The following is a 23,511-nucleotide window of genomic DNA, read 5'->3' as shown; positions in this document are numbered from 1 at the left end:
TGTCAGAAAACCGCTGATTTCCTGTCATCACCATGTCTAACCTACAATTTTCACGCTCGCTGGTCTGGTTCCGCCGCGACTTGCGCTGTCATGACCATGCTGCGCTTTACCACGCATTACGCAACAGTCAGCAAGTGTATTGCGTTTTCGTTTTCGATAAAACTATCCTGCAATCCCTGCCATCACAAGACCGGCGTCTGGCCTTCATCGATGAATCGGTAACTGAATTACAAAACAATTTACGTGACGCCGGTGGTGAACTGATCGTTTTGTTTGACCATGCGGAAAATGCGATTCCGCAACTGGCGGCTGATTTGCAAATCGATGCTGTATTTACTAACCGTGACTATGAGCCACAAGCCATCCAGCGCGATCAGCACATTGCAGATGAACTGAAGACACGTGGTCGCCGGTTCTTTGCCAGCAAAGATCAGGTGATTTTTGAGCAGGATGAAGTGTTATCGCAGGCCGGAACGCCCTTTTCTGTTTTCACTCCCTACAAAAATGCCTGGCTGAAAAAACTGGCTGCTCAAGATACCGACTTTTACAGTCGCGCCTATCCGGTACAAAAGTATGCAGGCAACCTGGCCAGCCACCTCTGGCCTGCACGCCCTACGCTGGCGGAAATGGGTTTTCAGCCAGATGCGCTTCCGGCCGGTGTGCATGGCGGCAGCAGCGCTGCTGAAAAATTACTTGCCGATTTCCTGACACGGATTCACAGCTACCATACCCGGCGTGATTTCCCTTCAGTGAAAGGCCCGTCGTATTTATCCGTGCATCTGCGTTTCGGAACAGTTTCGATACGCCATCTGGTCAGACTCGCACTGCAGGAAATCACGCTGAATAACAGTGAGGGTGCCCAAACCTGGCTGAGTGAACTGATCTGGCGTGATTTCTATTTCATGATCCTGCACCACCATCCGCGCGTTACGCACGCTTCGTTCAAGCCTGCGTATGATGCTATTCGCTGGGAAAGCGGTGCACAGGCTGATGCTGATTTCGCCGCGTGGTGCGAAGGAAAAACAGGCTATCCGCTGGTCGATGCAGCGATGCGCCAGCTCAATCAAAGCGGCTACATGCATAATCGTCTGCGCATGGTAGCCGCGTGTTTTCTGATCAAAGATCTGGGCATAGACTGGCGTCGAGGTGAAGCGTATTTCGCGCAACAACTACTGGATTTTGATCTGGCTGCAAACAATGGTGGCTGGCAGTGGGCGTCGTCATCAGGCTGTGATGCACAACCCTATTTCCGTATCTTTAATCCGGTCACACAATCGGAAAAATTTGATTCGGATGGCAAATTTATCCGGCGTTACTGTCCTGAACTGGCGAATCTGGATCACAAAACAATTCATGCGCCATGGAAAGCCGGTGCGCTTTTACTCAGCCATGCGGGCATCAGACTTGGAGCAGACTACCCTCATCCATTGGTACAGCATGAAGATGCCCGTCAGCGCACGCTGGACCGCTATGCCATCGTTAAGCAAAGCACCTGAGAACAAAAGCTGCAAACCATTTATTTCTGACAGCAACAAAAAAGCGGAGCACACGGCTCCGCTTTTTTTACCTCGCAATATTATTAATGCGCTTATTAAGATCAGACAATGATTGCATTTTCCTGACCAATAAACCGGACAATTGCCTCCAGCAAATCATCTTCACGATACGGCTTACCGAAGTACTCGTTCACGCCCAGTTCTTTCGCGTAGTTACGGTGTTTATCCGCAGTGCGTGACGTAATCATGATGATAGGAATATGCGCGGTACGGGTATCGCTGCGTACGTTTCGTGTCAGATCGAAACCATCCATACGCGGCATTTCAATATCAACCAGCATCACGTCCGGCGTAACGGACTGCAACTGCTCCAGCGCATCAATACCATCTTTTGCCAGAATGACCTGATAACCTTCGCGGGTCAGCAAGCGCTGGGTCACACGGCGTACGGTCAGCGAATCATCCACCACCATCACGGTATGTTGCTTGCGCAATCCCTGAACTGGTTCAGAAGCAACACGCAGTGCAGACTCTGGCTGTTCCAGATTCGCTACAGCGCCCTGAACTGCTTCTGCTTCATGATGCGGTAAACGTGCAAGCTGTAATTGCTCAAAACGGCCAGCCAGTGGAACCGGATTCAGAATCAGGATAATCTCACCCGAACCCAGTACGGTTGCACCTGCAATACCGGCCATACGCGCCAGTTGCGGACCGATATTTTTCACAACCACCTCGCGGTTGCCGAGAATTTCATCGACGTGCAGTGCAACGCGGTCTGTACCACTCTTCAGTATCAGTACCGGCGTGTATTGCAAAGACATTGGCACAGCATGATGGTCTGCCAGCAGCGTCGACAGGAAATACATGCCCACGCGCTGGCCCTGCCACATAACCGCGCCTTCATTGTAGACACTTGCAAGAGCATTGGCTTTCAAATGCTGTACCTGCTCTACCAGAACCGACGGAACCGCATAGGTTTTGCCACCGGCGCTCAGCAATACCACCTGCGTTACTGCCAGCGTCAATGGCAAGCGAATAGTAAATTCAGCGCCCTGACCTGCGGAAGTGGTCACTTCAACACGTCCGCCAAGCGAAGATGCTTCAGAACGAACCACGTCCATCCCGACGCCCCGCCCCGCCAGCTCAGTCACTTCCGACGCCGTTGTAAAGCCCGGCTCGAAGATCAGTGCTGCGGTTTCCGCTTCACCCGGTTGTTCATCATGCCCGATCAGACCAGACTGGCGTGCTTTGTTCAGGATCGAAGGCAGGTTCAGTCCACGTCCGTCGTCTTTGAAGCGGATAACAACTTCGTTACCTTCCTGACGAATTTCAATCAGCAATTCACCGGTTTCATTTTTTCCGGCCTGACGACGTTCTTCGCGACTTTCAATACCATGCACAATCGCATTGCGCAGCAAATGCTCAAACGGACCGACCATTTTTTCCAGAACGCCACGGTCCATTTCAACGCCTGCACCACGGATATCCAGATTCACACGCTTATCGAGCTCTTTAGCCGTCTGTCGTGTCACACGATACAAACGCTCGGACGCACTGGCGAACGGAATCATACGCACACGCATCAGATCCTGCTGCAATTCACGTGTCAGACGTGCCTGAGTCAGCAAATCACTGGATGCGCCATCGATAGTACGGTTCAAGTTCTGCTGAACTGTCGCCACGTCGCTGACGCTCTCTGCCATCATGCGGGTCAGTTCCTGCAGACGTGTAAAGCGATCGAACTCGAGCGGATCAAAATCTCGGTCGGCAGCATGTGACATTTGTGCCGCAATCTGACTTTCCGCCTGAATTTCCACTTCACGCAACTGATCACGCAAACGCGTCACGTTACCCGTCAGTTCAGACAGCGATGCACGCAATGTGGAAATTTCATTTTCCAGACGAGAACGGGAGATCGACACTTCACCAGCCTGGTTGACCAGTCGGTCAAGCACGTCGGCACGCACACGCACCAGCGGAACCGGCGCTCCCGGTTGCGACGGCGCATTCAGTGGCATTGCTGCCGGCATCGCCCTAACCTGCGCACCTGTATTCACAGGAACAACTGGGTTCAGACTGACAAGTTCCGGTACTTTAGTTTCCGGCACTGCAGACTCTGCACCTGCGATCAGTTCTTCCTGGAAACGATCCAGCTCTTGTGCTGCGGTCAGTACTTCAGGAACTTCCGGTGTTACGTAAGCCTGTGGATTCTGCAACTGGTCGAACATTTGCATGCTCAGATCGTGCCTTGCGAGCAAGTCGTCGAGCAATGGCTGCCGCACCGCACCACCGGTATTCGCCATACTCTCGATACGGCTTTCCATATCGTGAATATGCTGCCCCAGCGTCATTGCACCAGCCATCCGTGCACTACCCTTAATGGTATGCATCAGACGCGCGATGGATTGCGGAATGCCTCCGTCAGCCGGATGCTCCTGCCAGCTGCGCAGCAATTCGCCGACCATAGGCAAGAGATCCTGACCTTCTTCGATGAAGACTGGCAACAAGTCCTGGTCAATCTCATCATTCAGCTTGGCAACCGCGGGCTGACTGACTTCAGGCGGTGCTATTGCAGCCACTGTGTCTGCATGCGCAACTTCGACAAATTCCTGCATTACCGGTGCTTCCGGTATATCACCATTTTCCTGCGCCAGATGTTCAAGATCTTCGAGATTCAGTCGCTCATTTGTCGACGTAATGAATTCCTCATCCGCACCGGCATCTGAGCGGGCAATAATGCCCTGCAACAGGTGTTCGAGCGCCTGAATTTGTTCAGGCGCTGCTTCCGGCAATTCCGATGTCGCGAATTTCTGCAACATACGTTTTGCGGTATCCAGCGCTTCATCAAGTACATCAAACTCGCTTGAATGCAATACGACCGGGTGCCGCTGCAAACGTTGCAGCACCAGCTCCATACTGTGGGCCAGTTCTTGCAGCTGACGTAAGCCGACGGTTGCTGAGCTGCCAGCCAGAGAATGACTTGCATGTATTGCGTGTGTGGACACAACACGTTCCGGTTCGTGACGCCATTCAGAGAAATCCTGCGTCAGGAAACGAACGATTTCATCCGTCTCCGCCATGTAAATGCCATACAGCGGCAGACTGATCTCAAGCCCGCCGATACGTTTGACATTATCATCGAGAACAATTGCCGGTTTATTTACATCCGGGAATTCGATAATTTGTGCAGTTTCCGCCGTTTCATCACCAGACGCGATAGCTTCAGATTCAGTACCCTGAATTTCAGTTTCCGGTGTACCGGTCTCTGCAACGATTTCAACAGGATCATCCAATTCATGCGTATCCGGATTCAATTCTGCAGGCATTTCTTCGGATACAATCGGATCTGACATCTGCTCTGTCAGCAATTCATCCTGTGCTGATTCGGGAGTCTCATCTGATGCAAGTCCGGATATCACCGGTTCAGGATGCAGGCTTATCTCGGCGTCGGCATCTGAACCAACTTCCTCAACGACAATATCGGCAAGCTCGTCACTTGTTACGACATCCGGCGCAGTAACAGATTCACTTTGAACCTCGGACGATAAACCAATATCATCAGGCAATTCCAATTCTGAAATATCTTCCGAGATAATTGTTTCCGCTTCAGTTTCAACGGGCGCTCCCTGATCACACGGTGACTCAGCCAACAGACCATCGTTAAACCCGGCTTCCTGCTCAGGAGCGACCTCAATAGACCGCGTAATATGTTCTGCTGCTTCGTCAGCAACCGCCACTGACTCGTCTGATACAAACTCATCCGTAGCGACTCCCATTACTTCGGAAGCGGACAGTAATTTGTCAGGATCGTCTGCTGACAATTCGGCGGACTCGTGAAGCTCTACATGCAGATCCGATACAGCAACCGTAGCATCCTGAGCATCTGTCGTCTCAGCATCAACTAAGTCTGCTGCTTCTGTTGGTAAATGCTGTGCTGCAGATTCGTCGATTTGTATTTCCGATGTTAACGACTCTGCCTGCAATATCGGGGCGCCTTCTGCAAGAAGATCGTCTACAGCAACAGTCAATTTTTCTTCAGCCGGAATCGGCTCAGAAGATACATGGGGCTCTGTGTGGTATGCAAAATCATCTGCGGGATCTGCGGACAGCTCCACCACATCGGAAAGCGGCTCAACTACATGCTCTGTATGTACATCAGGCAACAGCGCTGTCTCTTTCTGCCCTGCAACTCCGTCTTCTTCTGCAAAAATCTCTGAATTGACAGTTTCCGAAATGTGAGAACTTTCAAAAGCGCTGCCTGCATCTTGTGCAGGACCATCGAATGGTTCAGTATCTGCTTCAGTGATTACCTGATCAGGCACTGTGGAAACGATTTCAGCTTCAGCGTTCACTGCGGGCTCAGTTTCTGCAATCAGCTCAACGGATGTATCACCTGCTTTCAACCTTTGAGCAGCAGCAACAATTGCGTGACCGTTACGGAAGGAGTTACCGGAATCACGCAGCTCTGCCACCCACAAAGTCATTTCACCTGTGACATGGTCAAGCAGCTTATACAATGCTTCAGTCCCATGGCGCGACTCAGACAGCCACAGATTCATTACCTGCTCAATACTCCAGGCTGTTTCGCCAAAGACATTCAAGCCAACCATGCGGCTACTGCCTTTGAGCGTATGGAAAGAGCGACGAAGACTTGTCAGATATTCCTGATTATCGGTGTCCTGACGTGACAGCGGTAAAGTGTCGCGCACGAACTGAAGAACTTCCTCTGCCTCCATGAGGAAAATTTCCAGCAACTCAGCATCGATTGCGTCATCAGATTCCGGCATTACTACAGGTGCTGAAACTGGTGCTTGAGGAACTGCTGCATGCACTACGAGCTGCGGCACTTCGGAGGCACCGGTTTGTGCCAGCGCTGCCATTGCAGATTTTGCCCGTTCACCGGCTTCAGTGTCATCCAGCAAGGTTGCAACAGAACGTTCCGCTTCCAGCGAATGTTTCAGCTGCTCGCGAATAGTCTCGTCATCAGGTGCTTTAGCCAGAGACTCGGCCAGACGAACACTTTCCTGCTGCTGATGTGCGAGTTCCTCTTCTGCCGTCAGTACGGTTTCTTGCGGATAAATTTCCTGCATCACCAGCTGATCAGCATTCGGAAGCAATTCCTTCTGGCTACCGCTTTCCAGCAAATGCGAGCGGAACACACCCGTGTCCGCATCGAAAGTAAATTTTTTCTTAGCTGTTTCCGGCTGACTCTGAATCGTCTCAATGAAAAAACTCAGCGCACCAATATTCTGCGCGACTTTCTGATGCAGCGTATTCTGCTCTGCTTCGCTTGCAGAGAGCAGCGCTTCATCAAATTGTCCAACAAGATGGCGCGTATGCTCAACGGCACGCATCGCATCATCCTGATCAAGAATAGCGAGAGCACCACCGATTTGATGCAGTACGCTATCAACCGGCTTCAGTAAATCTGCCTGAGAATGATCACGGAAGTATTCGTCAAGATTTTTTTCAATCTGACGCAGACTTGTTTGCATCTCGGTCACCAGCACATGCATGGTCTGACGCTGCTGAGCCTCGCGGGAGATCTCTCCCATCCATGCAGCCTGAGATGTCAGCTCATCGCCGGATACCGCAGACAATAAGCGTGATGTAATTTCCTCTGCACGATCCTGAAAATGTGCTGGCAGCCGGGTAATCTGATCAAGAGCATTCTCAACAAACAATAGGCTTGTCGCAAGCTCAAGACCGAACTTACTACCTTCTTCGGAGTGCGCAACATGTCTGGCAATCCCGCTCAACTCCCGCAAGAGCTTTGACAACGAAGGGGTACTCAGGGATTCACCTGTTTCCGCCAGATCCTTCATTTTCTGGGAGAATTTTTCAGCAAGCCCTTGTTCTCCGTTGGCAATTCGTCCCCAGAGATTCTTTACGGCAGTCAGTTGTTCTTTCGCTGTAGACAATGCACTCGCAGCAACTCTGCCATAATTTTTCTTGTCGTAATCTGCGGGCACTGCATTTTCAAGCGCATATGCCTGACGAATGCTGGCAACCAAAGGTGTCGGTTGCTTTATCTGGGCAATAAAAAATAATGCATCGCGCAGCAAACGCTCGGGAATAGCAGTGCCGCCATCAACCAGACGCCGGATCTGAAGATTTATGCGGCCGAGAATTTGTTTTACGTATTGTTCATTTTGGATGCGCGCCGATTCAACGGCTTCAGTAAACGCACGCATTACTACCCAGAACGCCTTCGCCTGCGGAGTACTTTGCACCTGATCAATTTCTGCAATCAGGTCACGCATCTGCAGAACTGCTTTCAACTGAGCCTCGGCATCCTTGCTGGTCAGCACCGTCAACAGCAATTTTTCAAAACGTTGACGTAAGCCAGTGTATGCAGGTGCAGAGCCGCGATAGCTGAGGGTCAGTTCCGGAATCTTTTCCTGAACAGCAAGTGTAGGAAAGAACAGGTCCGCAGGGTGAATTCGCTCTGCCCCCTTCAGTTCCAGGACAGTACGGTAGTAGGGAAATAAACGAACTGGCTGATGCGGCGCACCAGATAACAAGTCCTCAAGGTAACGCAGTACCGCGTGAAACGCGTCCTGCACACCAGTCACTACTTCTTCGCTGATGACCAATTGTCCGTTCTGTAATCGTTCCAGTACGTCTTCAATTGACTCTGTCAGAAGCGCGACACCATCGATATCGACAATTTGCAGAGCACCGTGAGCCTGATGCAAGAAGTTTTTAGCATGCAACAAAGATGTGGCACGACTTTCCTCATCTTGTTTCAGTGCTTCAGATAATTTTTTCCCGGCCTGATTGATCGCTTCCCTGATGTCTGCGATTACCCAGGACAGAGGTCCGGTATCAAACTGCTCCTGCGGAAACTCCGCCGGACTGGATACGTCGTATGTCATGCATACCCCACAAATGCTGGCCGCGACAGAGCCAGCTCTGTCGCGAAGTAGAAAGATTTGATCATACTTACCGCATCAGCGGCATCAGGCAATTTTGAACCGGGATACCGAGTTCTTCAGTTCTTCCGCGAGCATCGCCAATTGTTTAATCGAGTCAGCAGTTTGCTGCGTACCAGTACGGGTATTATCTGTAATTTCCAAAATGTGCTGAATATTCTGCGCAACACCATTCGCAGATGTGGCCTGCTGTTCGGTCGCAAGCGAAATGCCCTGAATCAGCTCAGCAAGACGGTTAGAAACGCTACGGATTTCTGCCAGCGCAGTACCCGCAGCATCTGACAGTTTCGCTCCCTCAACAACCCCCTGAGTCGATTTTTCCATCGCAGCTACTGCATCGTGGGTATCGGTCTGAATCGTACGAACCAGCGCACCGATCTGTTTGGTCGCTTCAGCGGAGCGTTCCGCCAGTCGCTGAACCTCTTCCGCAACCACCGAGAAACCACGACCTGCTTCACCTGCAGACGCCGCCTGAATCGCCGCGTTCAGCGCCAGTACGTTGGTTTGCTCGGTAATGTCAGAAATCAGTTCGGTAATTTCACCAATTTCCTGAGAGGACTCACCCAGTCGTTTAATACGTTTCGACGTTTCCTGAATTTGCTCGCGAATCTCATTCATACCCTTGATCGCATTTTCCACCGCATGCGCACCCTGCTCTGCCGCAGCAACGGATTGACGTGCAACTTCAGCAGATTCATTTGCAGAGCGGGATACATCGGTAATTTCCGCCGCCATCGCCAGAACCGCCTGACCGGCATCTGTAATTTCCCGGGACTGCTGTTCAGACGCATTCATCAGATCAATAGATACGCTCTGCGCAGATTCAGACGCTGATGTAACTTCTTCCGCTGTTTTGGTAACACGCCCTACCAGACCACGCAACTCTTCCACCGTGTAGTTAACCGAGTCAGCAATCGCACCGGTAATATCTTCCGAAACTGTAGCCTGAATGGTTAAGTCACCGTCCGCAACTTCCTGCAACTCATTCATTAAGCGCAAAATCGCGGCCTGATTTTGATCGTTTGCCTGTTTAGCCTCTTCTTCTTGCTTTTGCGCCTGAAGCATCTGTGCAGCAGCTTCCATACGACGCTCATTCGCCTCTTTAGCGCGATTACGGCTATCCTGCAACAGCACAAGTGCGATACCAACCGCAGAAGCCAGCGCGGCAAGTGCAGACACCATCAGCATCACGAAACTCAGGCTGATCGAATCCTGCTCGTCGGTATACGTTTTCTGCAACTTGGTCAGCTTGGTTTTCAGACTTTCATTTTCATTAAAAATCAGCTGCTCGGACTGTTTCGTCGCAATAAAGTTTTGCAGATTGCTGAGAATCGCACTGACACCGACCTGGTATTCTTCGAAGACTTTTTTCAGTTCCTGTAATTTTTCACGAGTATCGGCATCCTTTGTCGGATTCAGACGCAAAATTTCGCTACCGTTCAGGAAGCCTTCAACCAGATCATGGAAAGTATTTGAGTCTTTACCCAGCAAGAACGCTGTCTCAGGATTCACACCCTCTGATGTCAGGAATTCATTGGCGCTTCGTCCGAGACGCTGTGTAAGCATCACTAACTGACCGGAGGCCGAAATTTCACGCGCAGAACCACCGCCCTGCACCTTCAGCGTGGAGATTTGCTCTGTCAGCTCAAGCAGTGTCGGGGACAAAGCGTTCAGCTTTTGCTGCGTCTGACCGAAACCAGTCAGTTCCTTGCGATACTTCAGGATCGTTTCAGCAGCTTTATTAGACGCCTGCCAGGCTTTGACCGTATCCTCAAGTACCGGAGTCAGCTTGGAATTTGCACTACTTACACTACGCCCCTGATACGAGCCGCCTTCCAGCAGAATTTTCAAATCATTATTAACTTCTTTACGACTGTCTTCGAGCTGTTTAAACGCTTCAGGATTACCCTGAATCGCATTCGGCGCTGCTTTACCGATACGCTGAGAGTGCATCAGTACGTCACCCGCGATCTGCACCTGAGTAGACATCAGCGAGGACTGACTGGCATTCAGAACGACAAACCCTGCACCTGCAAGTAATGAAATACCCATTGCGACAGACAACATACGCAACTGGCGCTGCAACGGTAAATGACCAATGAGTGGCAGACGAATATCACCACCTTTTTCAAGTGCGTCACCGATAAATGTCGCATCAGCATGCTGCTCTGTTGCAGGAGCTGCTTTTGTCGCATCTGAATCAGCTTCCGCCGTCACAATACGTACATTCGCAGCTTCTTCAATCTCTGCCGTGCCGGCATTCAAAGGTGACCTTGCCTCAGCCTCTGTTCCGTCAACTTCCGGATCTTCTTTTCCCTTGGACAAGAACGGTAGATTAAATGCCATTACTAAGTCTCCTAAACGATTGAAAAGCCTGCGGTTGCGTTCGCAAACCGCATTACAACGCAATATGTAAAAAATCCTGATCACGAACGAGAGTCGAAAGACTCAGTTCAGACCAGATGTGTCCATCCTGATCAGAAAAACGACGTGGCAACCATTCCCGGATGGCAACATCACCATCCAGCAATGTCATGTCATTCAGATTCCTTAAGCCGAATACCTGAGAAACAAGCAAGCCTGCGTTAAACATCAGTGCCGGTGCAAACGCAACAATGCGACAGGAAGGATTGACTTCAGTCAGCTCGCTACCCAGAAAGCGGGATAGATCAACAACACTTGTCAGATTCCCCCGGATATTGGATAAACCTTTGTACCAGTCACGCGTAAGCGGAACGGAAGATAAAGTACCAACACTCACAATTTCACCCGCCTCGCGCAAGTCGAGCAGATAACGGCTGCCTCCGATCATGACACCCAACTGACTTAGCTGAACAAATCCACTACGCTGAGCAGCCTGCATACGTTCAACAAGCTGCGCCTGAAACTCTCGCAAACGGGTATGCTTACGTCCATCAGAAGCGCGTACAACCCGGTCTGCCGGGTTTGTTTCATTCACAATCTCTGTCATAACAGGATCCGGGGTCAGAATTCACAGTCAATCGCGCATCAGCCGAGCGCGGCAATTTTCGTCAGTAATTCCTGCGGATCGATAGGCTTAACCAGATAGTCCCTGGCACCTTGCCGCAATCCCCAGATGCGATCCGTTTCCTGATTTTTACTGGTGCAGATGATGACCGGAATATCCTGAGTATCAGGATCTTTAGCGATCGCACGCGTAATCTGAAAGCCATTCTGACCCGGCATAACCACGTCCATCAGAATCAACTGAGGCTTATCAGCTTTGATTTTCAACAGCGCTTCTTCACCATTTTCAGCGGTAGAGACTGAAAATCCATTTTTGACGAGCACGTCTGTCAGAAAATAACGTTCGGTAGGAGAATCATCTACTACCAGAATTTTTTGAATAGCCATCTTAACAATACCTCATAAAAGCTGATTATTTATCTTGCCCGGCTACGGTGTAGTGACGCACAGTTTTCAACAAACTGTCTTTCGTAAATGGCTTGGTCAGATATTCATCTGAGCCGACCATTGCGCCACGCGCACGGTCAAACAAACCATCTTTCGATGAAAGCATAATGACCGGGGTCTCACGGAACCGGGCGCTTTTTTTAATCAGAGCACAAGTCTGATACCCATCGAGCCTCGGCATCAGAATATCGCAGAAAATCAAATCCGGATGCGAGTCATTAATTTTCGCCAGTGCATCGAAACCGTCCTCAGCCAGAACAATCTGATAGCCAGCCTGCCCCAGAAAAATCTCAGCAGAACGACGGATTGTGCTGCTATCGTCGATCACCATGATTCTGACATTTTCATTACCAGTCACTGTTGACATAAACTAATCTCTTCCCGACAAATCCAGACAAGTCATTTTCCTGCGGAAAACTGTAACAGAGATCCCGTTACATAATCCTCTTATTTTCCCCGAATAAACATTCAACACAAGGAAAATCAGACGAATTGCGGACAAATTGCGGTTAAATCACAACCATTTCAAAATCATCCTTGCGCGCACCGCACTCAGGACAGGTCCAGTTCAGCGGCACATCTTCCCAACGAGTACCAGGTGCGACGCCATCTTCAGGCATCCCCTGCTCTTCGTCATAAACCCAGCCACAAATAAGACACATCCAGGTTTTCCACTCTGCTGCACCATTCATATTTTCACTCACGACTTCAACCCTTCAATCAAGTAGAATATTGCGTTGCTACAAACCATACCCAGTGACCAGCGACTATCATGCTCGCGGAGCTTCACTGAGCCGACTATATTAATCTACGAAACGTGCAAAACCAAATTTCACCACTTATCGTCAGCTTTGGTGCCACGGACCCGGTTGGAGCACAAGGACTATTCGCAGATCAGGCATCTTTTGCTGCTATGGGTTGTCACGGGCTACCTGTCGTGACGGCGATTCTCACCGGCGACACTGCACAGACAGACAATCTACATCCCGTTGAGGCAGATTTAGTCGATGATCAGGCTAGAACGGTTCTCGAAGATATGCAGGTCGCAGCCATCAAGGTAGGACTCGTTGGAAGCGTAGAAAATGTGACCGTAATCGCGGAGATTGCTGCTGACTACCCTGACCAGCCACTAATACTGGATCCTGTACATACCGAACTTGACGAGCAAACCCCTGATGCTGAGGATCTGCTGACCGCGATACAGGAGTTACTTTTACCTCAGGCAAGTTTGCTGCTTATTTCTGCAGTTGAACTGGCTCGCATGTCTGATTCGGGCGACGACAATCCGGTTTCCGATGATTTGTCTGTTAGCGTCATGTCTGTCATTGACAGTGGGTGCGAGTATGTCCTGGTAACCGGCACACCGTCAGGTGCAGGAGAAATTGAAAATCAATTATTCGGTCCATCTGGCCTGATAAAAAAGTACGTTTGGCCCCGCGTTCCCGGAACACATTGCGGCGCCGGAAGCACGCTGTCTGCAGCAATCGCAGCGCTGCTCGCCAATGGTATGGACATGACGGATGCCGTGCTTGAAGCACAAGAATATACCCATGCCACACTGAGGCACTCACAGCAGCTCGGTATGGGAAAACGCGTCCCCGACCGTTTCTTCTGGGCGAAAGAAATCGCAGACTCTGCCAAAGATCCACTATCTCAATCTGATTCAATAACCAGTTATGACCAGTAAAAACGAAACTCTGTTTGAACGTGCTCAACGCTCTACACCAGGCGGCGTTAACTCTCCGGTACGTGCATTCCGCTCAGTTGGCGGCACTCCGCGCTTTATCACGCGTGCGGAAGGCCCGTATTTTTGGGACGCTGATGGTAAGCGCTATATCGACTATATCGGCTCCTGGGGGCCTGCAATTGTTGGTCACACACATCCGGAAGTCATACATGCAGTGCAGCAAGCTGCGGCACTGGGACTTAGCTTTGGAGCCCCGACAGAAGCAGAAGTAATCATGGCTGAAGAACTGTGCAGACTAGTTCCGGGTGTTGAACAAGTACGGTTGGTTTCCTCTGGCACAGAGGCAACCATGAGCGCACTGCGTCTCGCAAGAGGCGCAACAAAGCGCGACAAAATAATCAAATTTGAGGGCTGCTACCACGGACATGCAGACTCATTGCTGGTAAAAGCGGGAAGCGGCTTGCTGACATTTGGCAACCCGACCTCTGCAGGCGTTCCAGAAGACTTTAGCAAGCACACTGTTGTTCTCGACTATAACAACAGCGCCCAGTTAGAAGAGGTTTTTGCATCGATCGGCGATCAGATTGCCTGCGTCATTGTTGAGCCTGTCGCTGGCAATATGAATCTTATCCGCGCGACTCAGGGCTTCCTGCAAACCATGCGTGATTTATGCACACGACATGGCAGCATCCTGATTTTTGATGAAGTCATGTGCGGATTCAGGGTCGGTTTACATGGGGCTCAGGCACTGTATAACATCCAGGCTGATCTCGTATGCATGGGTAAAGTTATTGGTGGCGGACTGCCAGTCGCTGCATTCGGCGGACGTGCTGACATCATGGCGCACATGGCACCTGTCGGCGGCGTCTATCAGGCTGGTACGCTTTCTGGCAACCCGGTCGCCGTTGCAGCCGGTCTGGCGACTTTGCGACTAATCCAGCAACCCGGATTTTATGACGTACTGACCAAACAAACATCCCGTCTCGCTTCAGGTCTAGCAGAAGCAGGTCGCGCAGCCGGACACGCTGTCTGTGCAGACTCTGTTGGCGGAATGTTCGGGATTTATTTTAGTGAAGAAGTTCCTGCAAGCTATGCGGCAATGATGTCCAGCGACAAGGATAAGTTCAACCGCTTCTTCCATCTGATGCTGAATGAAGGCGTTTACCTCGCCCCTTCAGCATTCGAAGCCGGATTCGTGTCTATTCAGCATACTGATCAAATAATAGACACCACCCTGGAAGCGGCAAGTTCTGCATTCGCAAAACTTTGATAAGTATATGGGCGCATAATCCGCGTCCAGTATTTACTCAGTCATGGAAACGCCGGCTTATATCGCTGGTGTTTCCATTCATCATCAGCCTTGTTCTCGGTGCTTCAGTTTTCGCAATGACCTGTCCCCGCCGGATAACATAACGCCTGACCGGTCTCAGCCTCAAAGCTTCAACCGGATCACCAACATCGAGTACAACCAAGCTGCCCTCGCAACCAGGCCGCAAGCCAAATTGACTTAACCCCATAATTTCAGCAGGTACAGTTGTTACTGCATCAAAACAGGCGCGCATCCCTTTTTGGGAGGTCAGCTGAGCGACATGTAAGCCCATGCTCGCAACTTCCAGCATATCTCCGCTCCCGAGGCTGTACCACGGATCCATCACGCAGTCGTGACCGAATGCGACTGGTATCTGATAATTCAGCATCTCAGGAACACGCGTCATACCACGTCGCTTTGGATAGGAATCATGCCGCCCCTGCAGAGTAATATTAATGAGTGGATTCGCAATTGCGGCGACACCTGACTCCTTCATCAACGGCAATAATTTACTTACGTAATAATTGTCCATTGAATGCATTGAAGTCAGATGTGACCCAGCCACCTTGCCTTGTAATCTGTAATGAATAGTCTGCTCACATAATGTTTCAATGTGGCGCGATAATGGATCATCTGATTCATCGCAGTGCATATCCACCATCAGTCCACGCTCAGCTGCCAGTCTGCATAAAATCTGAACTGATTCCGCGCCGGCAGACATTGTTCGCTCAAAGTGCGGAATCCCACCAATTACATCCACACCCATATCAAGTGCGCGAATTAACTGCGTATAGGCTCCGCTACTACGCAATAAACCATCCTGCGGGAAGGCGACCAACTGGATATCGATGAGTCCTTTCATTCGTTCGCGAACTTCCAGCAATGCTTCAACTGCAAGCAAACTTGCATCGCAAATATCAACGTGGCTGCGTATCGCCAGCAAACCTTGTGAAATTGCCCACTCACAGTATTTCAGTGCACGTGAAATCAACGCTTCCTTCGTCAGTTGAGGCTTTAACTCACCCCATAAAGAGATTCCCTCAAGTAAAGTTCCAGACTCATTAACCCGAGGCAACCCATAGCTCAAAACCGCATCCATGTGGAAGTGCGCATCAACGAATGGTGAGCAAACAAGATCTCCACCCGCATCAATTTGCGGTATACCATCTGCATAAATCGCCGGACCAATCGCCGAAATTTTTCCATTCCTGATCAGAATGTCGATTCCGCGCTGACCATCAGGTAAACTTGCATTCTTGATCAAGAGATCGTGCATAGCGCATCCTTGTAATGAAGAGAGAGATAAAAATTCTAACCGCAGTCGCGTAACTGCATCATAATCTCGCCCGGAAAGGCAGGAATCATACATGGCAACGATGAAACAGGTGGCTGAAAAAGCCGGCGTCTCTACAACAACCGTCTCACACGTGATTAACAATACACGCGTGGTCAGTGAGGACGCGCGTGAAAGAGTATTGTCGGTCATTCAGGAATTGCGCTATATCCCCAGCGCCGTTGCACGTAGCCTGAAAAATGATCGTACACATACGATTGGCATGATGATTCCGAATAACTCAAACCCGTATTTTGCAGAATTAATTCAGGGAATTGAGGATGCTTCTTTCGAGCTTGGGTACAACATTATTCTATGTAATTCATACGACGATCCGAAAAAACAGGCTGCGTATATCCGGGTGTTAATGGAGAAGCGCATAGATGGCCTGATTCTTGTCTCGTCTGGCTCAGATGAAGATTTGAATATGCTGCTCGCAAATGAAGTTATTCCGAAAGTACTCGTTGACCGGGAGGTAACCGGTGTCGCGGCTGATCTGATTGAAGCTGACCATGTGCAGGGAGCCTATGAAGCGACACGTTATCTGATCAGCCTCGGTCACAAACGCATCGCCTGTGTCGCCGGCCCAGACACACTATTGCCCAGTGGCGGGCGTGTTGCAGGTTATCAAAGGGCACTGAAAGAAGCGGGTATCACTGTCTGTGACGACTTCATTGTGCACAGCGACTTTACCAGTGAAGGCGGCTTTAATGCATTCCAAAAGCTATTGACACTCGATTCGAAGCCAACCGCAATTTTTGCAAGCAATGATCTGATGGCAATCGGTGGCATTTGCGCAGCAAATCAGGCTGGCGTCAAAATTCCCCAGGATCTTTCAGTAATTGGTTACGATGATATTGCACTGGCTAGTTTCAGTACACCACCACTCACGACGATTGCACAGCCAAAGTACCAAATTGGACAGCTGACAGCTAAAACTCTGGTGGAGCGAATCAGTAATCCTGACTCTCAAGTCCGGCGTACCATGCTGACACCAGAGCTGGTAATCAGACAGTCAACATCACGACCTGCCGGAATAAAATAACTCGCTGCTGGCTGGTGTTAAAAAGCAGTCAGCACCATATTAATGGTATTCAGCAAAAGCAGTAGCAGCATCGGTGAAAAATCAATTCCACCAATTGCTGGCACTACGCGCCGGATCGGTGAAAGTAAGGGTTCATTCAATGCGCGAACAAATGGTGCAATCGGTGCATGCGGGTTAACCCAGCTGAAAACAACTTCCAGAATCAACAGCATGAATAAACTGTACAAGATCCACTGCGCTAACTGAATCAAGCCATAGACAATCAGTTGCGCTGGTGCGATCATTAACAGATTCCAGCGGGTAATTGACACCGTCAGCAAAGCTACTAACAAGACAGCGATCAGACTCGCCCAGTCATATCCACGATAACCGGGAACAATACGGCGTATCGGGTGAACAATCCAATCCGTCAACTGGAATATTGCCTGTGCAAGTTGCGCCGGCGGCCTGACTCTTTGCACCTGCATCCAAAAGCGGAGTAACAGGAACCCTGCAAATACGCCTGCGATACTACTGACGATCAAATTCAAAATATTGTGTAACACGGTTCGCCTTCCATAAAAAAATACCCACGGTGCACATCGGTACACAGTGGGTATTTTGCCTGATTCAGATCAGGCATCCAAGCGCAATGCTGATCAGGCAGGACGATTAGCGCTGGTTGGGAAAGGCCACGCAGCCACAGCACTTGCTGCAGACTTAGCTGCTTTCTTTGCAGGCGCCTTTTTCACTGCTGGTTTGGCAGTTGCCTTAACCGCTTTTGCCGCAGTCTTGGCTGGTTTTGCTACTGCTTTAGTGACTTTTGCCGCTGGCTTAGCCGCAACTTTTGCTGCTTTTACTGCAGTTTTAGTTACTGGCTTAGCTGCCTTAGCAGCCGGTTTCACAACTGCTTTAACAGCTTTTACAACTGGCTTAGCGGCGGCTTTTGTTACCTTGGCCGCTGGCTTAACAACAGCCTTCTTAACCGTAGCTTTAGCTGCTGGCTTAGCTGCTACTTTTTTTGCCGTTGCTTTTACTTCCGCTTTTTTTGCAGCTGCCTTAACCGCTTTTGCTGCCGGTTTTGCAATTGCTTTTTTGGCAGTTGTTTTCACTTCCGCTTTTTTTGCAGCTGCCTTTACAGCTTTTGCTGCCGGCTTCGCCACTGCTTTTTTCGCAGTCACTTTTACGTCAGCTTTCTTAGCTGCAGGTTTAGCTGCAACCGTTTTTGCTGCTTTTGCAATTGGCTTAGTTACTGCTTTCTTTACAGCGACTTTTGCTTCTGCCTTTTTAGCAGTTGCTTTCACTGCTGTGGTTTTCGCTTTAGTTACCGCTTTCTCGGCAGCTTTTTTTGCCGGAGCTTTTACAGCTGCTTTCACGGCTGGTTTCACTGCGGCTTTTTTCGCAGCAGGCTTCTCAGCAACTTTCTTCACTGCTGTTTTTTTCTCAGCAGTTTTCACAGCCGCTTTTTTTGCAGTAGTTTTCTTAGCTGGTGCTTTTTTGCCGGATGGTTCTGGTTTGTTATCGCCATCTTTACCTGGTTGAGGTGCTGTTGCCATTTTGTTTCTCCTTCAAGAGATGGAAAAATTCCGAAAAAATTAAATCCGCTCCCGTTTCATCCAAGCGGATTATTCATAGGCACAAACCCTCAGAGAATTTGCACTAATGAATAGGGCACCGGCTGAACTGCTGCACTCCCTCAAGATGCAGCACTTCAGCCATCTGACGATGGCACGGGCTACCACCAGTCAAAAAAAACGCCCGCTGCGGAGCTGGCGTGAATTCACAACGTCTGCAAACCACGACCAAAAGCCGCCTTACCTGAAGATATCAGGTACAGCGGCAGCGACAGTACAAAGCGATAGCGGTTGTAACTGTTCATTCGGTCTGGTGAGCCCACTCTGGTTACTGCTCACATGTTTAAATATCAGTCTGACTGTCTGCTGGGGATTAATCCCAGCTCAGAGCTCCGCCAGTCTGATACTCAATTACACGCGTTTCAAAAAAGTTGCGCTCTTTTTTCAGATCGATCATTTCGCTCATCCATGGGAAAGGATTTTCTTCCTGAGGGAATAAAGCATCCAGACCAATCTGCTGTGCACGACGGTTAGCGATGAAGCGCAAATATCCTTTAAACATCGGCGCATTCAAACCAAGCACTCCACGCGGCATTGTATCCTCTGCGTAGCGATATTCCAACTCCACCGCGCGCGAAAACAACGATTTAATTTCTTCGCGGAACGCCGGCGTCCACAATTGCGGATTTTCCATCTTAATCGTATTAATCAGATCGATACCGAAATTGCAGTGCATCGACTCGTCACGCAGAATGTACTGATATTGCTCTGCAGCGCCGGTCATTTTGTTCTGGCGACCCAACGCAAGAATTTGCGTAAATCCGACGTAGAAGAACAAGCCTTCCATCAGGCATGCGAACACGATCAGCGAACGCAGCAAGGTCTGATCAGCCTCCAGCGTACCCGTACGGAAAGTAGGGTCTGTCAGCACATCAATAAACGGAATCAGGAACTGATCTTTATCGCGAATCGATGGCACTTCATTGTAAGCATTAAATATTTCGCCCTCATCCAGACCCAGTGATTCAACAATATACTGATATGCATGTGTATGAATCGCCTCTTCAAACGCCTGACGCAACAGGTACTGGCGGCATTCAGGTGCAGTGATGTGGCGGTAAGTGCCGAGGACAATATTGTTTGCCGCAAGAGAATCCGCGGTAACAAAGAAACCCAGATTACGTTTAATGACGCGACGTTCATCTTCTGTCAGACCATTAGGGCTCTTCCACAATTCAATATCCCGCTGCATATTGATTTCCTGCGGCATCCAGTGGTTCGCACAACCTGCCAGATATTTGTCCCAGGCCCATTTATATTTAAACGGTACTAACTGATTCACATCGGTCTTCGCATTGATAATGCGCTTGTCAGCTGCGTTTACGCGCTGGCTGGTATCAACATTCGGCATACCACTCGCCACTTCCTGTGTTTGCATCAGCGGTGCTTTTGCAGCCGCAGCCGGCACTTCATCATCCCAACTCAACATTTCACAATTCCTTACATTCTTAAGATATGAAAGACTGCCCGCGAGCTGCAGGCAGTCACTATTCAATCGTCAGTTACTGGCAAGCCTCGCACTCTTCAAAACCCGGATCGCCCGGACGCAGATAACAGGCAGCGCCTTCCTGAATCTCAGGAGCGGCAGTCACCGCCGGTGCTGCACTGATCGCAGAATTCACAGCATCTACCGACACAGCGTTCAGCGCACCCGCTTTTGTCGTCGATTTCTCGAGATGCGTCGCTGCGATGGTGCGCAGGTAGTAGGTCGTTTTCAGTCCGCGCAACCAGGCCAGTTTGTAAGTTTCGTCCAGTTTTTTACCAGAGACACCTGCCATGTAAATATTCAGCGACTGCGCCTGATCAATCCACTTCTGACGACGTGCTGCAGCTTCAACCAGCCAGCTAGGATCTACTTCAAATGCAGTCGCATATAAATCGCGCAAATCCTGCGGAACGCGATCGATACGCGCAAGACTGCCGTCAAAATATTTCAGATCGGCAACCATGACTTCATCCCACAGACCACGGTCCTTCAGATCGCGTACCAGATATTCGTTGATCTCAGTAAACTCACCGGACAAGTTAGATTTCACATACAGATTCTGATAGGTCGGTTCGATACAGGCTGACACACCGATAATGTTGGAAATTGTCGCTGTCGGTGCGATCGCAACACAGTTCGAGTTACGCATGCCATGCTGGCGAATGCGATCTCGTACCACACTCCAGTCCATCGATTCAGAGAAATCTGTTTCCAGATAACCGCCACGCTCTTCTCCGAGCAATTTCAGAGAATCCTGCGGCAGAATGCCCTGATCCCACAAAGAACCTTTATAAGTACTGTAAGTGCCGCGCTCTTCTGCCAGCTCTGTCGATGCCAGATATGCGTAATAGCACACTGCTTCCATCGATGTATCCGCAAACTTGACTGCAGCATCAGAAGCATACGGTACACGCATCATATGCAGACAGTCCTGGAAGCCCATGATACCCATACCGACCGGACGGTGACGCAGGTTAGAGTGACGCGCTTTCTCTACCGCATAATAGTTAATATCAATCACGTTATCCAGCATGCGCATTGCTGTGCGAATCGTTTTTTGCAGCTTGTCGTGATCCAGCTTGCCGTTTTTCATGTGCGCAGTCAGATTGACTGAGCCCAGATTACATACGGCGATTTCACTTTCGTTTGTATTCAGCGTGATCTCTGTACACAGATTTGATGAGTGCACAACACCAACGTGACGCTGAGGAGAACGGACATTGCACGGATCTTTGAACGTAATCCATGGATGACCTGTTTCAAACAACATAGACAACATTTTGCGCCACAGATCCATGGCCGGTACTTTTTTGGACAGCTCGATTTCACCACTGGCTGCTTTGGCTTCATATGCCAGATAAGCCTGTTCGAAATCTTTACCGAATTTGTCATGCAGATCCGGTACGTCGGATGGCGAGAACAGTGTCCAGTCACCTTTTTCCATAACACGCTTCATGAACAGATCCGGAATCCAGTTCGCAGTATTCATGTCATGGGTACGGCGACGATCATCACCGGTGTTCTTACGCAGCTCGAGGAATTCCTCGATATCCATGTGCCAGGTTTCCAGATAGGCACACACTGCGCCCTTACGCTTACCACCCTGATTCACCGCAACCGCTGTATCGTTCACCACTTTCAGGAAAGGCACAACACCCTGAGATTTACCATTCGTGCCTTTAATATGCGCACCCAGTGCGCGAACCGGCGTCCAGTCGTTACCGAGACCACCGGCAAATTTAGCCAACAGCGCATTTTCTTTCAGCGCATCATAAATGCCGGCCAGATCATCTGAAACGGTTGTCAGGTAGCAGGAAGACAGCTGTGAGCGACGCGTACCCGAGTTAAACAGCGTCGGTGTCGAGCTCATGAAATCGAAGCTGGACAGCAGGTTATAAAACTCAATCGCACGTTCATTGCGTTGTTTTTCTTCCAGTGCCAGACCCATTGCCACGCGCATGTAAAACGCCTGCGGCATTTCGATACGGGTACCGCGGATATGCAGGAAGTAACGGTCATACAGCGTTTGCAGGCCAATGTAGCTGAACTGCAGATCACGCTCTGACACCAGTGCGCGTGCCAGACGATCCAGATCAAACTCCGCCAGACGCGGGTCCAGCAACTCAGCATCAATCCCTTTGCTGATGAATTGCGGGAAGTAAGTGATGTACTCCGCGGTTGCATCTGCCTGAGCAACTTCTTTACCAAACACTTCTTTCCGTACTGTATGCAGCAACAGACGGGAAGTCACCTGACTGTAAGCAGGATCTTTTTCCATCAGTGCACGCGCTGCCAGAATGGCAGATTTATGTAATTCCTCAACCGGTACACCGTCGTACAGATTTTTCAGTGTTTCCGTCAGGATCGCTTCAGCATCAGCGAATTTTTCCAGTCCGACACATGCTGCCTGAATCAGTGCACGCACTTTTTCAATATCCAGCTGAACACGCTCACCATCGACCAGCAAATGAATAGTCGGCAGCTCAGCCTGTGCTGCGCGCTGCGCTTCCAGCGCACGCTGACGCTCTTCCTGATGCTTCGCACGATACAGTACGTAAGCACGTGCAACATCATGTTCGCCGGAACGCATCAGAGCCAGCTCAACCTGATCCTGAATATCTTCAATATGGAAAGTGCCGCCTGCAGGCTGACGACGAATCAGTGCGGTAACAACCGTTGCCGTCAGATTTTCAACCAGCTCACGCACACGTGCAGATGCTGCGCCCTGCCCGCCATTCACAGCGAGAAACGCTTTGGTCATCGCAACAGAAATTTTTCCGGGTTCAAAACCAACCACTGCGCCATTGCGGCGGATCACCAGAAACTGGCTGTAATCGGAACTGGTCACCAAAGGTGTTCCCAGTGTACCCGGCACTGCGCTCAGGTCGGATGATTGGTATGTGGTCGTTTCAATAGAAGAGTGCATTGAGCCTCCTGAATTCATCAGATTCGTGTGAGTTTCAGCCGGAAAACCGGACTGAAGGGTTAATTGATCAACGCTTAGGTACTACAGACTGCAAAACGCGGCCCGAAAGCCGCGAAAATTCCTGATATTTAAAACAGAAAACGCCTGAAAGACTGATTTGCGAGAATAGACAACTTGCAACTACGAAACACTATATGTAGTGCAGAAAATTTGAATGACGCTAATTCTAGTGTTACGGAGCGATGT

At 50.0% G+C, this 23,511-nt stretch carries 15 protein-coding genes; 5 read left to right on the top strand and 10 right to left on the bottom strand.

Annotated elements, in window-relative coordinates; translation table 11 throughout:
• The first annotated feature begins 32 nt into the window (after positions 1-32).
• On the top strand, positions 33-1,496 hold the full coding sequence (locus tag KDM89_RS09875; RefSeq protein ID WP_212687770.1) for a cryptochrome/photolyase family protein: 1,464 nt from the start codon (positions 33-35) through the stop codon (positions 1,494-1,496).
• Between the two features lie 101 nt (positions 1,497-1,597).
• On the opposite strand, the gene KDM89_RS09870 is transcribed toward KDM89_RS09875, so the two are convergent.
• The 6 genes from KDM89_RS09870 to KDM89_RS09845 form a co-directional block, all read right to left on the bottom strand.
• Positions 1,598-8,374: an Hpt domain-containing protein gene (locus tag KDM89_RS09870; RefSeq protein WP_230427784.1), complete on the bottom strand. Its 6,777-nt coding sequence runs from the start codon at positions 8,372-8,374 to the stop codon at positions 1,598-1,600.
• Between the two features lie 84 nt (positions 8,375-8,458).
• Positions 8,459-10,777, bottom strand: coding sequence for a methyl-accepting chemotaxis protein (locus KDM89_RS09865; protein ID WP_212687769.1), 2,319 nt, complete (start codon positions 10,775-10,777; stop codon positions 8,459-8,461).
• A 52-nt stretch (positions 10,778-10,829) separates the two neighbouring features.
• Entirely contained in the window at positions 10,830-11,402 is a 573-nt protein-coding gene (locus KDM89_RS09860; RefSeq protein WP_212687768.1) for a chemotaxis protein CheW, read from the bottom strand.
• Positions 11,403-11,440: 38 nt separating this feature from the next.
• Positions 11,441-11,806 carry a response regulator transcription factor gene (locus KDM89_RS09855; RefSeq protein WP_212687767.1) on the bottom strand — a complete coding sequence of 122 codons (366 nt, stop codon included), beginning with the start codon at positions 11,804-11,806 and terminating at the stop codon, positions 11,441-11,443.
• Positions 11,807-11,831: 25 nt separating this feature from the next.
• Positions 11,832-12,233, bottom strand: a complete 402-nt coding sequence (locus KDM89_RS09850; RefSeq protein ID WP_212687766.1) for a response regulator — start codon at positions 12,231-12,233, stop codon at positions 11,832-11,834.
• 142 nt (positions 12,234-12,375) lie between these two features.
• Positions 12,376-12,558, bottom strand: coding sequence for a rubredoxin (locus KDM89_RS09845; protein WP_212687888.1), 183 nt, complete (start codon positions 12,556-12,558; stop codon positions 12,376-12,378).
• A 125-nt stretch (positions 12,559-12,683) separates the two neighbouring features.
• On the opposite strand from KDM89_RS09845, the gene thiD reads away from it, so the two are divergent.
• Both thiD and hemL read left to right on the top strand, forming a co-directional pair.
• Positions 12,684-13,553: a bifunctional hydroxymethylpyrimidine kinase/phosphomethylpyrimidine kinase gene (gene thiD, locus KDM89_RS09840; RefSeq protein WP_212687765.1), complete on the top strand. Its 870-nt coding sequence runs from the start codon at positions 12,684-12,686 to the stop codon at positions 13,551-13,553.
• On the top strand, positions 13,543-14,823 hold the full coding sequence (hemL, locus tag KDM89_RS09835; RefSeq protein ID WP_212687764.1) for a glutamate-1-semialdehyde 2,1-aminomutase: 1,281 nt from the start codon (positions 13,543-13,545) through the stop codon (positions 14,821-14,823). Before thiD ends, hemL begins: the two co-directional genes overlap by 11 nt.
• 37 nt (positions 14,824-14,860) lie before the next feature.
• On the opposite strand, the gene KDM89_RS09830 is transcribed toward hemL, so the two are convergent.
• Positions 14,861-16,138: an amidohydrolase family protein gene (locus tag KDM89_RS09830; protein WP_212687763.1), complete on the bottom strand. Its 1,278-nt coding sequence runs from the start codon at positions 16,136-16,138 to the stop codon at positions 14,861-14,863.
• Positions 16,139-16,229: 91 nt separating this feature from the next.
• On the opposite strand from KDM89_RS09830, the gene KDM89_RS09825 reads away from it, so the two are divergent.
• On the top strand, positions 16,230-17,240 hold the full coding sequence (locus KDM89_RS09825; protein WP_212687762.1) for a LacI family DNA-binding transcriptional regulator: 1,011 nt from the start codon (positions 16,230-16,232) through the stop codon (positions 17,238-17,240).
• A gap of 17 nt (positions 17,241-17,257) precedes the next feature.
• Here KDM89_RS09825 and KDM89_RS09820 read toward each other — a convergent pair whose 3' ends face one another.
• The gene (locus tag KDM89_RS09820; protein ID WP_438947511.1) at positions 17,258-17,707 is read right to left on the bottom strand and encodes a YggT family protein; all 450 of its coding nucleotides are present in this window, start codon (positions 17,705-17,707) and stop codon (positions 17,258-17,260) included.
• A gap of 124 nt (positions 17,708-17,831) precedes the next feature.
• Between KDM89_RS09820 and KDM89_RS09815 the strand changes: the two genes are divergently transcribed.
• Positions 17,832-18,761, top strand: a complete 930-nt coding sequence (locus KDM89_RS09815) for a hypothetical protein (protein WP_212687760.1) — start codon at positions 17,832-17,834, stop codon at positions 18,759-18,761.
• 405 nt (positions 18,762-19,166) lie between these two features.
• On the opposite strand, the gene KDM89_RS09810 is transcribed toward KDM89_RS09815, so the two are convergent.
• Both KDM89_RS09810 and KDM89_RS09805 read right to left on the bottom strand, forming a co-directional pair.
• A complete protein-coding gene (locus KDM89_RS09810) occupies positions 19,167-20,231 on the bottom strand; it encodes a ribonucleotide-diphosphate reductase subunit beta (RefSeq protein WP_423839186.1) in 1,065 nt (354 codons plus the stop codon).
• A gap of 124 nt (positions 20,232-20,355) precedes the next feature.
• Positions 20,356-23,265: a ribonucleoside-diphosphate reductase subunit alpha gene (locus KDM89_RS09805; protein WP_212687758.1), complete on the bottom strand. Its 2,910-nt coding sequence runs from the start codon at positions 23,263-23,265 to the stop codon at positions 20,356-20,358.
• Between the last annotated feature and the right edge of the window lie 246 nt (positions 23,266-23,511).

Origin of the sequence: Cognatundibacterium luofuense (assembly GCF_018139685.1) — a bacterium.
Classification (GTDB): domain Bacteria; phylum Pseudomonadota; class Gammaproteobacteria; order Burkholderiales; family Burkholderiaceae_D; genus Undibacterium; species Undibacterium luofuense.
The sequence above is the reverse complement of the archived record's forward strand: the minus strand, read 5'-3'. Positions and strand labels throughout refer to the sequence as shown.